16 protein-coding genes are annotated in these 12,820 nt (G+C 58.1%); 9 read left to right on the top strand and 7 right to left on the bottom strand.

The features are described 5' to 3' along the window. The first annotated feature begins 57 nt into the window (after positions 1–57). The 4 genes from pgsA (at position 58) to CSING_RS08020 (ending at position 2,496) form a co-directional block, all read left to right on the top strand. Positions 58–648, top strand: coding sequence for a CDP-diacylglycerol--glycerol-3-phosphate 3-phosphatidyltransferase (pgsA, locus tag CSING_RS08035; RefSeq protein ID WP_144403127.1), 591 nt, complete (start codon positions 58–60; stop codon positions 646–648). After that, complete coding sequence (locus CSING_RS08030) at positions 645–1,121, top strand: CinA family protein (protein ID WP_042531265.1); 477 nt, start codon at positions 645–647, stop codon at positions 1,119–1,121. Before pgsA ends, CSING_RS08030 begins: the two co-directional genes overlap by 4 nt. Positions 1,122–1,166: 45 nt before the next feature. Next, complete coding sequence (locus tag CSING_RS08025; RefSeq protein WP_042531263.1) at positions 1,167–1,517, top strand: helix-turn-helix domain-containing protein; 351 nt, start codon at positions 1,167–1,169, stop codon at positions 1,515–1,517. A gap of 142 nt (positions 1,518–1,659) precedes the next feature. Beyond that, positions 1,660–2,496, top strand: a complete 837-nt coding sequence (locus CSING_RS08020) for a PspA/IM30 family protein (RefSeq protein WP_042531261.1) — start codon at positions 1,660–1,662, stop codon at positions 2,494–2,496. A gap of 15 nt (positions 2,497–2,511) precedes the next feature. Here CSING_RS08020 and CSING_RS08015 read toward each other — a convergent pair whose 3' ends face one another. Genes CSING_RS08015 through CSING_RS08005 form a run of 3 tightly spaced genes read right to left on the bottom strand, consistent with a single transcriptional unit; the run spans position 2,512 to position 4,411 of the window. Then, entirely contained in the window at positions 2,512–3,126 is a 615-nt protein-coding gene (locus CSING_RS08015) for an energy-coupling factor transporter transmembrane component T family protein (RefSeq protein ID WP_042531259.1), read from the bottom strand. A 4-nt stretch (positions 3,127–3,130) separates the two neighbouring features. Beyond that, on the bottom strand, positions 3,131–3,823 hold the full coding sequence (locus tag CSING_RS08010; protein WP_042531257.1) for an energy-coupling factor ABC transporter ATP-binding protein: 693 nt from the start codon (positions 3,821–3,823) through the stop codon (positions 3,131–3,133). Positions 3,824–3,832: 9 nt separating this feature from the next. Beyond that, positions 3,833–4,411: a biotin transporter BioY gene (locus tag CSING_RS08005; protein ID WP_042531255.1), complete on the bottom strand. Its 579-nt coding sequence runs from the start codon at positions 4,409–4,411 to the stop codon at positions 3,833–3,835. A gap of 111 nt (positions 4,412–4,522) precedes the next feature. On the opposite strand from CSING_RS08005, the gene CSING_RS08000 reads away from it, so the two are divergent. From CSING_RS08000 to recX, 3 genes are all read left to right on the top strand, one after another. Next, a complete protein-coding gene (locus CSING_RS08000) occupies positions 4,523–5,011 on the top strand; it encodes a hypothetical protein (protein WP_144403126.1) in 489 nt (162 codons plus the stop codon). A 248-nt stretch (positions 5,012–5,259) separates the two neighbouring features. Next, positions 5,260–6,396, top strand: coding sequence for a recombinase RecA (gene recA / locus CSING_RS07995; RefSeq protein ID WP_042531252.1), 1,137 nt, complete (start codon positions 5,260–5,262; stop codon positions 6,394–6,396). A gap of 14 nt (positions 6,397–6,410) precedes the next feature. Further along, positions 6,411–7,004: a recombination regulator RecX gene (recX, locus tag CSING_RS07990; RefSeq protein ID WP_042531250.1), complete on the top strand. Its 594-nt coding sequence runs from the start codon at positions 6,411–6,413 to the stop codon at positions 7,002–7,004. A 35-nt stretch (positions 7,005–7,039) separates the two neighbouring features. Here recX and CSING_RS07985 read toward each other — a convergent pair whose 3' ends face one another. The 4 genes from CSING_RS07985 to gluA form a co-directional block, all read right to left on the bottom strand. Beyond that, on the bottom strand, positions 7,040–7,978 hold the full coding sequence (locus CSING_RS07985) for an amino acid ABC transporter permease (RefSeq protein ID WP_042531248.1): 939 nt from the start codon (positions 7,976–7,978) through the stop codon (positions 7,040–7,042). Continuing rightward, on the bottom strand, positions 7,978–8,664 hold the full coding sequence (gene gluC / locus CSING_RS07980; RefSeq protein WP_042531246.1) for a glutamate ABC transporter permease GluC: 687 nt from the start codon (positions 8,662–8,664) through the stop codon (positions 7,978–7,980). Before gluC ends, CSING_RS07985 begins: the two co-directional genes overlap by 1 nt. 83 nt (positions 8,665–8,747) lie before the next feature. Then, positions 8,748–9,635: a glutamate ABC transporter substrate-binding protein gene (locus tag CSING_RS07975; protein WP_042531244.1), complete on the bottom strand. Its 888-nt coding sequence runs from the start codon at positions 9,633–9,635 to the stop codon at positions 8,748–8,750. Between the two features lie 63 nt (positions 9,636–9,698). After that, on the bottom strand, positions 9,699–10,427 hold the full coding sequence (gluA, locus tag CSING_RS07970) for a glutamate ABC transporter ATP-binding protein GluA (RefSeq protein ID WP_168162169.1): 729 nt from the start codon (positions 10,425–10,427) through the stop codon (positions 9,699–9,701). A gap of 238 nt (positions 10,428–10,665) precedes the next feature. Between gluA and miaB the strand changes: the two genes are divergently transcribed. After that, positions 10,666–12,138: a tRNA (N6-isopentenyl adenosine(37)-C2)-methylthiotransferase MiaB gene (gene miaB / locus CSING_RS07965; protein ID WP_042533301.1), complete on the top strand. Its 1,473-nt coding sequence runs from the start codon at positions 10,666–10,668 to the stop codon at positions 12,136–12,138. A gap of 21 nt (positions 12,139–12,159) precedes the next feature. Continuing rightward, on the top strand, positions 12,160–12,813 hold the full coding sequence (locus CSING_RS07960) for an Rv2732c family membrane protein (RefSeq protein WP_042531241.1): 654 nt from the start codon (positions 12,160–12,162) through the stop codon (positions 12,811–12,813). The last annotated feature ends 7 nt before the right edge of the window (positions 12,814–12,820 follow it).

Here is a 12,820-nt window from a genome sequence, read left to right as displayed (position 1 = left end):
CGATGCGGGACATGAGCCATGACGTCACGGCCCTTCGTGACGGGTGTACACGGTAAGATGAGCCGTGTGAACAAGTCTCAGGATGCGCGAAACCAATCTCATGCCACGGATGTTAACCCCGAGGTGTCTAATTGGAACCTGCCGAATATCCTGACGAGTCTGCGAATTCTCTTCATCCCACTCTTTGCTTGGCTGGTGCTTACTGGGCACGGCTGGTGGGCGTTCGGCTGCTTCGTGCTTCTCATGATCACGGATAAGTTGGACGGCGATATCGCGCGTTCGCGGGGGCTCATCACAGACTTTGGCAAGATTGCTGATCCCATTGCAGACAAGGCCTTGATGACCGCAGCGTTTGTCTGTCTCAATATCACTGGGGCCTTGCCAGTGTGGGTGACCGTTCTCATTCTCGTCCGCGAGTTTGGAATCACCATCTGGCGCTTCTTTTTGCTGCGCCAGGGCAAGGTGGTACCTGCTTCCCAGGGCGGGAAACTTAAGACTGCGCTGCAGACTGTGGCTGTGGCTCTCTACCTGTGCCCGCTTCCGGGCTGGATGGACGTCCCTAGCTTCATCGTGATGCTTGCGGCCGTCATTGTGACTGTGGTGACGGGTGTTCAGTATCTCGTCGATGGACGCAAGGAAAATCAGTGAGTCTAGCGGCGCAGCTTGTCGCAGCCCTGCGAGATCGAGGTGAGACGGTAGCTTTCTGCGAATCGCTGACCGCAGGTCTAGCAGCCGCCACTGTAGCGAGCGTACCTGGAGCCTCAGCGGTCCTGCGGGGCGGATTGGTGACGTATGCGACTGAGGTGAAAGCGCACTTCCTCGGCACCAGTGTTCAGCACCTGGAGAAGCAGGGGGTCGTGTCCGCAGAGACGGCTATCGAGATGGCGCGGGCCGCTTGTGAGGAGACCAGCGCTGACTGGGGAATAAGCCTCACAGGAGTAGCTGGGCCCGATCTACAGGAAGGGAAGCCGGCCGGAACTGTCTTTGTGGGGATGTGCCGGAAGGGCGGGGCGAAGCGTGGTGTTCTTTTCGAACTCGAGAATGCCGGGCGCAATGTGGTACGTGAGGCGGCCGTTAACGCAGCCTTGAGCCTACTTCTATCAACTATCCAAGAAAAGTAGGAGAACTCGGGAACAAGCACGGCTGCTCATGCGTTATACGGGGTGATGAACACTTCAGTTGCACTTCTTGACAAGCCCACTCAGACCACCGTGCGGCCCGCAGAGCGGACCCCAGAGCCTTTGCTGCGTGAGGCCTTGGGGATCACCCTCCGCGCCTTCCGCGCGGACAAAGGCGTGACCTTGCGTGAACTCGCCGGTGTTGCGCGTGTGTCCCCGGGATACCTCTCGGAATTGGAGCGCGGCCGCAAAGAGGTGTCCTCCGAACTTCTTGCATCCGTATGTCATGCGCTGGACGTGAGCGTGTCCGATGTCCTCATTGAGGCCGCAGGCTTCATGGCGCTGCCCTCGATGGATGAGGAACTGGCGTCCACGGCGCCTGCGGCATCCGAGCTTTAGTGAGCTGTGGCTCAGCCTCGACCATAAACTCTGACGTAATTCATTCCACTTCGCTACTATTGAGCGGGTAGAAAACACTCGTGCAGAGTGGTTTAACCGTTAATGTGAACATTCCCAACTGCTGAGAAAGGCCCCTTCTGACATGGCGAATCCATTCGTAAAGGCGTGGAAGTACTTGATGGCTCTCTTCGATTCCAAGATCGAGGAGAACGCCGACCCGAAGGTCCAGATTGAGCAGGCCATCGAGGAAGCGCAGCGCCAGCACCAGGAACTCTCCCAACAGGCAGCCGCCGTGATTGGTAACCAGCGCCAGCTGGAGATGCAGCTCAACCGTCGTCTTAGTGAAATTGAGAAGCTGCAGCAGAACACCCGCAATGCCCTGAACTTGGCTGACAAGGCTCGTGCTGAAGGTGACGCACAGAAGGCGACTGAGTACGAGAACGCCGCTGAGGCTTTCGCTGCTCAGCTTGTGACTGCAGAGCAGTCCGTGGAGGACACTAAGAAGCTGCATGACCAAGCCCTGCAGCAGGCCGAGCAGGCCAAGAAGGCCGTTGAGCGCAACGGCATGGCTCTGCGCGAGAAGGTCAACGAGCGCTCGAAGCTGCTGTCCCAGCTTGAGCAGGCAAAGATGCAGGAGAAGGTTTCTGAGTCCCTCAGCTCCATGAATGAGCTCACGGCCAATGGAAACACTCCGTCCCTCGATGCCGTTCGCGACAAGATTGAGCGCCGCTACTCCAAGGCTCTGGGCCAGGCTGAGCTGGCAGAGAACTCTGTGTCGAACCGTATGCAGGAGATCGAGCAGGCTGGTGTGCAGCTAGCTGGCCACTCACGCCTTGAGCAGATTCGTGCGGAGATGAATAATCCGAAGGCCGTGGAGGGTAACTCGCAGCAGGCTATCGGTGCGAACGGGAACAACGCACAGTCGAGCACCGCGGATGACGCTGTCCAGGCTCGTCTGCGTGAGCTGCGCGGCGAATAAAGGTGCCTTGAGGTTCTAGTCGCCTACGCCGCGTGCTTGGAGGGCCTCGCCCATGGCGCGGGCGCGGCGAATGGAACGAATAATCACCGGGGTGCCGAATGCGGTCAGTGAGGCCGTGGCGCCCCGGGCTTTTCGTGCGTCGAGCACTTCGAGCACCGTGCCTAACATGAGGGGGAGTAGGCGAATGGTCAGAGACATTGCAAGGGTGATGTTCTCCACAGGGACTCCCCACCGGCCTAAGGGGGCAAGGGCGCGGTCAAAGGAATCCATCATTTCGGAAACCTTCGTGGTAAGCGTCAGGAGGATGGCTGCGGTCACAGCGGCGTAGACCGTGAGAAACATGATGGCCGCCGATGTGAAATCCTTTTGCCACCACTGAAAAGCTGCGAGTGCTACGAGCAAGTAAAGCGGGGGCGCAAGTTGTCCTGCTGCGACGCGCAGGGGGATACGCGCTATGGGGAAGAACAGGAGGGGAAGAACAAGGCTCACTGCTGCCCACGGTATCGTGCGCACCCCGAAGGTAGTCACAAGAACGAATGTGACGAGTGCGATGAACTTCGCCGCTGCTGGGAGGCGGTGAATGACGGTGTCAGCGTCGACATAGAAGCCGAGGGGGATGTTTCTTGGCATGATGCTAAAGCGGGCGGGAGGCCATGAGGTCGGTGTAGAAGGGGATGACCTCCTCTGGGGATCCATCGGCGGCGACCTTGTGGTTATCGATGCACAGGACACGGTCGAAGTCGGAGAGGAAATCAAGATCGTGCGTCACCACGATGAGCTGCTGTTCAAGTCGGGCGAATTCGCGGCGAATACGATCGCGGTTGCGTAGGTCGAGCAATGTGGTGGGTTCGTCAGCGATGATGACCGTTGGTTCCATGACGAGAACTGCGGCCAGCGCGAGTAGCTGCTTCTGCCCGCCCGAAAGCGTGTGTGGAGATTGCTCGGCGAGTGGGGCGAGACCGAAACGCTCGAGCGCGGCGTCAACGCGCGCCGCGCGTTCGTCTTTAGGTAGCTTGAGCCGGCGCAGAGAAAAGTCCACGTCATCACGCACATTGGGCATAACGATTTGGTTCTCGGCATCGGAAAAAACGAAGCCCACCTTTCGGCGTATGTCTTTGCCGTGCTTGGCGACGTCCACTGAATCCACCAGGACTTCCCCTGCCGTCGGCTCTCCGAGACCATTGATGAGGCGCACAAGCGTGGACTTGCCGCCGCCGTTGGCGCCGATGATTCCAATTCGCTGTTCGTTCAGGGTAAGCGAGATGCCGTCAAGAATCTGCTTCTCATCGAAGGCGACGGATACGTCGCGGAACTCAATCTGTGGCACGGCAGTGCCCTAGCGATGCGTCGACTGAGCGCGGCGTCCCATGAGATCTGGGAAGGCGGCGTGGACACCGATGGCGATAACGACCATGACAACGACCTTGATGAGATCCGGGACGATGAAGGGGCCTTGGGCCAGGATGGCCGCACCGAAGGACATCCCAGAGCGGATCATAAGACCAATGCTGCCGCAGAAATACTGGATGGCCAGGCCGACGATACCGGCGATGGCGAGCGTGACGGTCATACCCGTTTTATTGCGCGGAGCGCGGTAGGCGATGAGGCCGGTGATCGCTGGGGAGATGATGTAGCCCACGAGGTAACCCACAGTCGGGCCCGCAATGGCGCTCAGTGCACTACGCCCACCTGCAAGGATGGGCAGGCCGACGAGGCCCAGCATCAAGAAGAGGAGTCCCACGAAAAGGCCTCGGCGCCCACCCAAAACGAGGCCCGCGAGGATGATTACTGCATTCTGCAAAACAATGGGCACACCGGCGGTCGGCGTTGGGATGGAGACAAAGGCGAAGACAATGATGAGCGCAGTGAAGACGGCGACGTACGCAATGTCGAGAGCGACGGAATTCTTTTTCATGGACCAAAGCTTATCCAGAGGGATAAGTGTGCAGCAAACGGACACTTTTGAACACTGTTCAAGCTTTGCTTTTGGTGGATGGAACTACCCCAAAAGGGGTACTCTTGTGGCATGGGTAAAGCTCTACCGATACGAGTTTTGGGGACAGGTGTGGTTGCCTGTGCCGCCAGTACCGTTTTGGCGGGTTGTTTCCTGTTTGGCTCTTCAAACATTATCGATAACATCGACGCCGCTGCGGGCGTAGAGGATGGGGAACCTGGCAGGGTGTCAATGGCGGTCGGCGATTTCTTCGATTCGTCCTATCAGCGTGTCATCTTTATTTGCTCAGGTGCCACCGAATGGGATGTAGATGAGGCAAGTGGCGGCACGTGGCAGGGTGGCTCCGACGACGAGGATAAATGGAGTCCGCCATCGCGGGGCCAGGTGGAAATCTATCGTGACGTCAACGAGCCAGGTTTTTCGAAATATGTGACGACTAAGGCTTCGCAGAAAGACCTCGATGTGTGTGGGACCATGGGTGGCGTTGTGGCAGTGCTTCCTGCGGATGAACAGGTGACCTTTGTGCGATCCGAACAAGATGGCCCTTGGGTGAAGCAGTAGCCGTTCGACACACCATCGGGGAAGTGGGAAATCGAACACATGTGTGTGTATTGTGTGGGTGGAGTCCGGCAGGGGCGATAGAGTTTCGGCGTGGCTTGGAACAAGGGCGGAATCGCACTTGTTGACAGGCCTGGGAACCGATTCCCTCGCACTGAAGTCTAAATAAGTAACTCCCGTGCATTCGTCACGGGTCCGATAAAAGCAAGAATTACACCACAGTTAGAACGCTCGACATAGTGAGGAAGTAAATGGCTACTAAGAAGAAGTCCTCGGCAGCAAACAAGGGTGACGATCGTCAGAAGGCCCTTGACGCCGCGATGTCCATGATTGAAAAGGATTTCGGCAAAGGCGCGGTCATGCGTCTGGGGGACGATGAACGCCCGCCAATTCAAGCCATTTCCTCCGGCAACACCGCCATCGATATTGCTTTGGGTGTCGGTGGTTTCCCGCGTGGACGCATCGTGGAGATTTATGGGCCAGAGTCCTCGGGTAAAACCACTGTGGCTCTCCACGCCATCGCATCTGCACAAAAGGAAGGCGGCATCGCGGCATTCATCGATGCTGAGCACGCGCTTGATCCGGAATATGCACGTCTTTTGGGTGTCGATACGGACAATCTTCTGGTGTCCCAGCCTGACACGGGTGAGCAAGCGCTGGAGATTGCGGACATGCTGGTGCGTTCCGGTGCTATTGACATCATCGTGATTGACTCCGTGGCGGCCCTGACGCCGAAGGCAGAGATCGAGGGCGAGATGGGTGATAGCCACGTCGGCCTGCAAGCTCGGTTGATGTCCCAGGCACTGCGTAAGATGACTGGCGCGCTGTACAACTCCGGTACCACCGCCATCTTTATTAACCAGCTGCGTGAAAAGATCGGTGTGATGTTCGGCTCGCCGGAAACCACCACCGGTGGTAAAGCGCTGAAATTCTATGCGTCCGTGCGCTGCGATATTCGCCGTATTCAGACTCTCAAGGACGGCCAGGACGCCATTGGCAACCGCACCAAGCTCAAGATCGTGAAGAACAAAGTGTCCCCGCCGTTCAAGATCGCTGAGTTCGACATCATGTATGGCGAAGGAATCTCCCGCGAATCCTCCATCATTGACTTGGGTGTTGAGCATGGCTTCATCAAGAAGTCTGGCTCTTGGTTTACTTATGAAGGTGACCAGTTGGGCCAGGGCAAGGAAAAGGCTCGCAACTTCCTCAAGGAGAATCCGGATTTGGCGGATGAGATTGAGAAGAAGATCTTCGTCAAGCTTGGAGTAGGCTCCGCTGCTGCTGCTGAGGCAGGGGAGGATGTTGCCATGGATGTGCCCGGCGCAGACGATCCGCTGACTGATGAGGCAGTAGATTTGGTTCCGAACGTCGATTTCGACGACGACTAGGCCCAGAGATATAGATGGTTCAACCGTCGCCCGAGAAAATAGAGAAGCTCCGCCGCACACTTGAAGACTATGAATCAGGTGCTGTTGGTGGGCATCTCATCGACGTTGAGGCTGAAGAGTCTAAGGCCGACGTGAGGTCACGTGCGCTTGGTCTTTTGGACCAGCGAGCGCGTTCCCGTAAGGAACTTCGTGACCGACTCATCGCAGCTGAATTCGAGCCAGATGTGATCGATGCGGTGCTCGATGACCTCGCAGAAGTTGGCCTCATCAACGATGCAAGTTTCGCGCGTGAGTGGGTACGCCAGCGGCATGTGCGCCGTGGTAAATCCGCACGAGCTTTGAACTTGGAGCTCAAGGATAAGGGCGTGGAGGCCGCAGACCGTGCCGCGGCCTTGGAACAGGTCACCGAGGATTCCGAGGAAAGCGTAGCTCGCCAGGTGGCGGAGAAGAAGGCCCGAACGTTAAAGAAGGTGCCGGCGGATCGTCATGAGCGCGACAAGTTCTTGCGGCGCATCGTGGGGACGTTGGCGCGCCGCGGCTACAGCCAAGGGCTGACGATGCGGGTGTCCATTGAGGCGCTGGATGCCCGCATCGCTGAGCTCTCTTGAGCGTCAGCTCTCCTGAATGTTTCTGTGTAGAGTCCTTATTCGGCGGGGTTGCGGATTTCTTTGTAGCTCTCCGAGTGCCAGTCCACGTTAATGTTGTCCTTGGTATCGAGGCCTTGGTCTCGCTGCTCAGGAACTTTTGCCATGATATTTCTGCGGGCACGGCCAGCACGTAGCTGGCGCTCGATGCGCTCAGCAAGAAGGCTCAAGCCCCAGTTGATGAGAATCATGATGATTGCCACAACGACGAGCGAGGCTACGTAGTTCTTGTTGTAGGACGCTGACTGGATTCCGGAGCGCACCACCTCGATGTAGCCGATCTGATAGCCCAAGGCCGAGTCCTTCAGCGCAATGATCATCTGCGAGATCAGGGCCGGAAGCATCGCGGCTACGGCTTGGGGCAGCAGGATCGTCACCATTGTTTGGTTATGCGAGAGACCCAACGCGCGCGCCGCTTCCGTTTGTCCCCTCGGTAGTGACTTGATCCCCGAGCGCAGGATCTCAGCCACGACAGAGCCGTTGTACAACGTGAGAGCGAAAACCACGGCACTAAAAGCCAAGTGCTTGGACGGCACCACGTTGTAGATGGCAAAGAGCTGATAGGCAAAGATCATGAGCAGAAGCACCGGGATGGCGCGGAAGAATTCCACAACCACACCGCACACGCCGCGGATGATGGCATTCTCGCTCAAACGGCCAAGGCCAAAAATCACACCGAAGATGATCGCGAAGATGATCGAGGCCACCGCCGAGAAGATAGTGCCGCGAAGGCCGGGGAGCAGATAGGTCGTCCATGTTTGGCTGTTGAGAAACGGGGTCCATAACTCAGACGCGAGCTGACCGCGCCCAGCCAACGTGGACAATACCCAATACAGCGCTGCTGCTCCCAGCACCAAGGTGAGGATCGTGTAGATAAGGTTTCGACGCTTACCTTTCGGACCAGGGGCGTCATAAAGCACAGTTGCGCGTACAGCCATTACTTCTTCACCGCCAAGGTCTCAGAAAGCTTGCCCAGGCCAAGGCCCATGGGCAGGGTCAGAATGATAAAGCCCACCGCGAAGATGAAGAAGATGAGGAACAGCTGGCTCGCGTGCATCTCAATCGTCGACTTCATGAGCAGGGAGGCTTCCGCGACGCCGATAGCGGAAGCGATGGTTGTGTTCTTTGTCAGAGCGATGAGCGTGTTGCCCAACGGAACGATGGCTGCGCGGACTGCCTGGGGAAAAATGATTGTGTTGAAGGTCTGCGAGAAACTCAACCCCAATGAACGAGCTGCCTCAGCCTGACCAAAGTCCACCGTGTTAATGCCGGATCGCAGTGACTCCGCAACGAAGGCTGAGGTGTAGAGAATGAAGCCAACAATAGCGAGGCGGAAATTGTTGTCCACGAGGAAGGTCGAAGAATCCCTGCTTGCCAAGGTCAAGCCCAAATTCTGGTACAAGCCGAAGGAGCAGAACAGGATGATAAGTGTGAGCGGGGTATTGCGCACTATGGTGATGTACGTGGTGGCAATCCAGCGCAAGATGCCTACTGGGGAAACACGCATGGCTGTAAGGATGGTGCCCACAATCATTGCGCCTAGTGCGGACCAGAAAGTCAGCTGGATGGTGAGCCAAAAGGCTGGCCATAACTCGGGGCCGAGTGTAGCCCACATGGAGTCCATAAAATTCTCCTACTAACGAGTCTGCGCCGAGGAGTAGCCCCGGCGCAGACTATGCGGTGGATGTGACAGGTCGCTTCTGGCCTTTAGGAATCGAGGAAGGACAGGTCACCGATGGTGGCCTCGTCGATGCCCTCACCCTTGTCCAGGTTTGCGGAAACGAGTTTGTCGAATTCGCCAGAGGAGTGCAGCTCCTCCAATGCCTTGTTCACGGCGTCGGTTGCTTCTTGGTCATCCTTCTTCAGGCCCGCGCCGTAGTACTCGTCCGTGAAGGGCTTGCCGTCCTTTTCCAGCTCTACGACCTTGAACTTGCCCGGGTTCTGCGCTGCGTAGCCGTTGAGGATGGTCGCGTCTGTGGTCATCGCGTCAACGTTGCCCTGGCTCAAAGCTTCCACACAGGAGGAGTAGGTGTCGTACTCCTGTAGCTGAACACTCGGTAGGGCTTCCTTGACTTTCTGGGCCGGGGTGGATCCGGTGACCGAGCAGAGAATCTTGCCGTCGAGGCCATCGAGGCCGGTGATCTCTTTGTTGTCTTCCTGAGTCAGCAGTGCCTGGTGAGTGATGAGGTACGGGCCGGCGAAATTCACCTTCTCGGCGCGGGACGCGTTGATCGAGTAGGTCGCGGTGATGAGGTCAACCTCTCCGTTCTCAATGAGAGTCTCGCGCTGTGCAGATGGGGTCTCACGCCACTCGATCTCCGGCTCTTCCCAGCCATTCTCCTTAGCGATGTGATTGACCACGTAGGTGGCGATATCTACGTCGAGTCCGGTCATGGAACCGTCGCCTTCACGTAGGCCGAGTCCCGGCTGATCGAATTTGGTGCCTAGGGTGACGTTGCCCGACTCAATGTGGGCGAGCAAACCCTCGCCGCCGCCGGCAGAGTCGGAGGAATCGCCGCCACAGGCAACGAGCAAGGAGCTTGAAGCAGCGAGAGCAGCAACGGTGGCAGTGATGCGGGAAATGGAACGAGACATGAGGTTCTCCTTAGATAGAACAGTGGGTGGATGAGTTGAAAAAGAGCGAGGTGGTCGTGGTGTTTAGTGCTGAAGGATCTTGCCTAGGAAGTCCTTGGCGCGGTCTGACTGCGGGTTAGTGAAGAAGGAGTCAGGATCCGTGTCTTCGACGATGCTTCCGTCTGCCATGAAGAGAATGCGATCAGCAGCGCGGCGCGCGAAGCCCATTTCGTGGGTAACCACGACCATGGTCATGCCTTCCTTGGCAAGGTCCGTCATGACATCGAGGACTTCGTTGACCATTTCGGGGTCGAGCGCCGACGTAGGTTCGTCGAACAGCATGACCTTGGGGCGCATCGCTAGGGCGCGGGCGATAGCCACGCGTTGTTGCTGGCCGCCAGAAAGCTGAGCGGGATACTTTTCTGCCTGGTTGGCAATGCCGACGCGCTCAAGAAGCTGCATGGCCAGCTCTTCGGCTTCCGCCTTCTTCATCTTGCGCACCTTGATGGGGCCCAAGGTGACGTTGTCTTTGATGGTTTTGTGCGGAAAGAGGTTGAACTGCTGGAACACCATGCCCACGTCCGCGCGCAGTTTGGCTAGGTCGCGGCCTTCCTCGGGGAGGAGGGTGCCGTCGATGGAGATGCTCCCTTCCTCGATGGTTTCAAGGCGGTTGATGGTGCGGCACAGTGTAGATTTGCCGGATCCGGACGGGCCGAGCACAACCACCACGTCGCCGCGGCCGATCTCCAGGTTGATGTTGCGGAGTGCGTGGTAATCGCCGAAGTACTTGTTGGCTCCGGAGATTTCTATCATGGGGCGCGAAGTGTCATCCATGCCACACCACCCTGGTATACGTGAACTGAATCATAGTTAGAAGGATAAGGTGCGGGGAGAGGGTGATGGAGGAACTTTGTGTAACGAATGCATAACGCTTGGCGTGCGTTGCCTCATTATGAGTAGCTGCACAGGGCCGTTAGAATGTCCCCACGTGAGCACCCCTGTAACTGAAAACCAGCCGCGCACCTACGAGGTGCGCACTTTTGGCTGCCAGATGAACGTGCACGATTCCGAGCGCATTTCCGGCCTGCTTGAAGAAGCCGGCTACACGGCCGCGCCTGCCGACGTTGAGCCGGACCTCGTTGTCTTTAATACCTGCGCAGTACGAGAAAACGCCGACAAGCGTCTTTATGGCACTCTCGGCGCCCTCAAGAAGACCAAGGAAAACCACCCGGGGATGCAGATCGCCGTTGGTGGTTGCCTAGCACAGAAGGATAAAGACACCGTATTGGACCATGCCCCGTGGGTCGATGCCGTCTTCGGCACGCACAATATGGCGGCATTGCCTGCGTTGCTCGAGCGCGCTCGCCATAATGACGAAGCTCAGGTCGAAATTGTTGACTCGCTTGAAGCTTTCCCGTCCGTGCTCCCGGCGAAGCGCGAGTCCGCATACGCTGGCTGGGTGTCGGTCTCGGTGGGCTGCAACAACACGTGCACGTTCTGCATCGTTCCTTCCCTGCGCGGCAAGGAAGAAGACCGTCGGCCCGGTGACATCCTTGCGGAGGTTCAGGCTCTGGTGGACCAAGGCGTTTCTGAGGTCACGTTGCTGGGACAGAACGTCAACGCCTATGGCGTGAACTTCGCTGACCCGGATATGCCGCGTGACCGTTTTGCCTTCTCTAAGCTGCTACGCGAGGTAGGCAAGATTGAAGGGCTGGAGCGCCTGCGCTTTACCTCCCCGCACCCGGCTGAGTTCACCTCAGATGTTATCGATGCGATGGCAGAGACTCCGTCCGTGTGCCCACAGCTGCACATGCCCCTGCAATCGGGTTCGGATAAGGTGCTCAAGGACATGCGCCGCTCCTACCGCACGAAGAAGTTCTTCGGCATCCTCGATGAGGTGCGCGAGAAAATGCCGCATGCGGCGATTACCACCGACATAATCGTGGGCTTCCCCGGTGAGACCGAGGAAGACTTCAAAGCCACGATGGACGTGGTGCGCCGCGCCCGGTTTGCCTCGGCATTCACGTTCCAGTATTCGCCTCGCCCGGGCACCCCTGCAGCGGAGATGGACAATCAGATCCCTAAGGAGATCGTCCAAGAGCGTTTTGAGCGTCTCGTGGCTCTGCAGGATTCTATCCAAGCAGAGGAAAATGCCACGCTGGTTGGCACAGACGTTGAACTTTTGGTTCAGGCAGAAGGTGGCCGCAAGAACGATGAAACCCACCGCATGTCTGGTCGCGCGCGCGATGGACGCCTCGTTCACTTTGCGCCTGTCGACGCCTCCGGGAAGGACATCTCCGCCGAAATCCGCCCTGGCGATGTTGTACACACTACGGTGACGGATTCGGGCTCCTTCTTCCTCGTTGCTGATTCTGGAGTGACCGAGCATCGTCGTACCAAGGCCGGGGATATGTCGGCCGCTGGTCAGACCCCGACTACAGCGCCGATTGGTGTGGGGCTGGGCCTGCCGGGCGTCGGCAAGCCAAGTGCGCCTGCTGGACCAGCGGATGCCTGTGGCTGCTAGCGAAGAGTAGGCTCCGAAGACATGAGTGATGATGTGACCACCGCACAGGATGCCATCGCAGCCGAGCGCCGCGCGGCCAAGACCATCGAACTGGGCGCACACCGCTATGCGCTGATTGCAGCGGTTGTCCTGTGGGTGGCCTATCTGTTACTTCCGTACGCCGGAGCGGCTCGCGGATGGGAAGCTTTGCTGATGGGAACAACAGCTGAGGGCGTGAAAATGTCCATCGTTGAGGCCATCAGCGCGTGGCTGGCGCTGGTGGGCATCGGTGTGTTCACCACCGCCACGGTTATGACGCGGCGTACCACGCTGGCGCTCGTGGCGTGGATGATGGTGACCATCTCTTTCTTCTCTAACCTGTGGGGCTTCTGGTACCGCGGCAGCGCGGCGGACGGGGCCTCCATCGGAATGTACGTAGGCGCGCTGGCGACGTTCGTGGCCTTCCTCGTCTACTGCCAAGTGGCCCTTCGTCGCAGTCCTGAGCAGCTTGCCGCGCAAGAGCGCGTGCGAGAGGCCTCCGGAAAACTCGATCAGGTAGGAATCCTGCAGTCCGAGGCCGCCACAGATGTCCCAGCCGAGCAGAATCCGTTGCTCATCGATAATCGCCGTTCCCAGGCAGCCTCCCGCCATCGCCGTAGCCTTCACGAGCCCAAGGACTCCAACGACGTGGAATAATACGGGG

The organism is Corynebacterium singulare (genome assembly GCF_000833575.1).
In the GTDB taxonomy this organism is placed as follows: domain Bacteria; phylum Actinomycetota; class Actinomycetes; order Mycobacteriales; family Mycobacteriaceae; genus Corynebacterium; species Corynebacterium singulare.
Note: the sequence above shows the minus strand (reverse complement) of the source record. Positions and strands in the feature narration are given on the sequence as shown.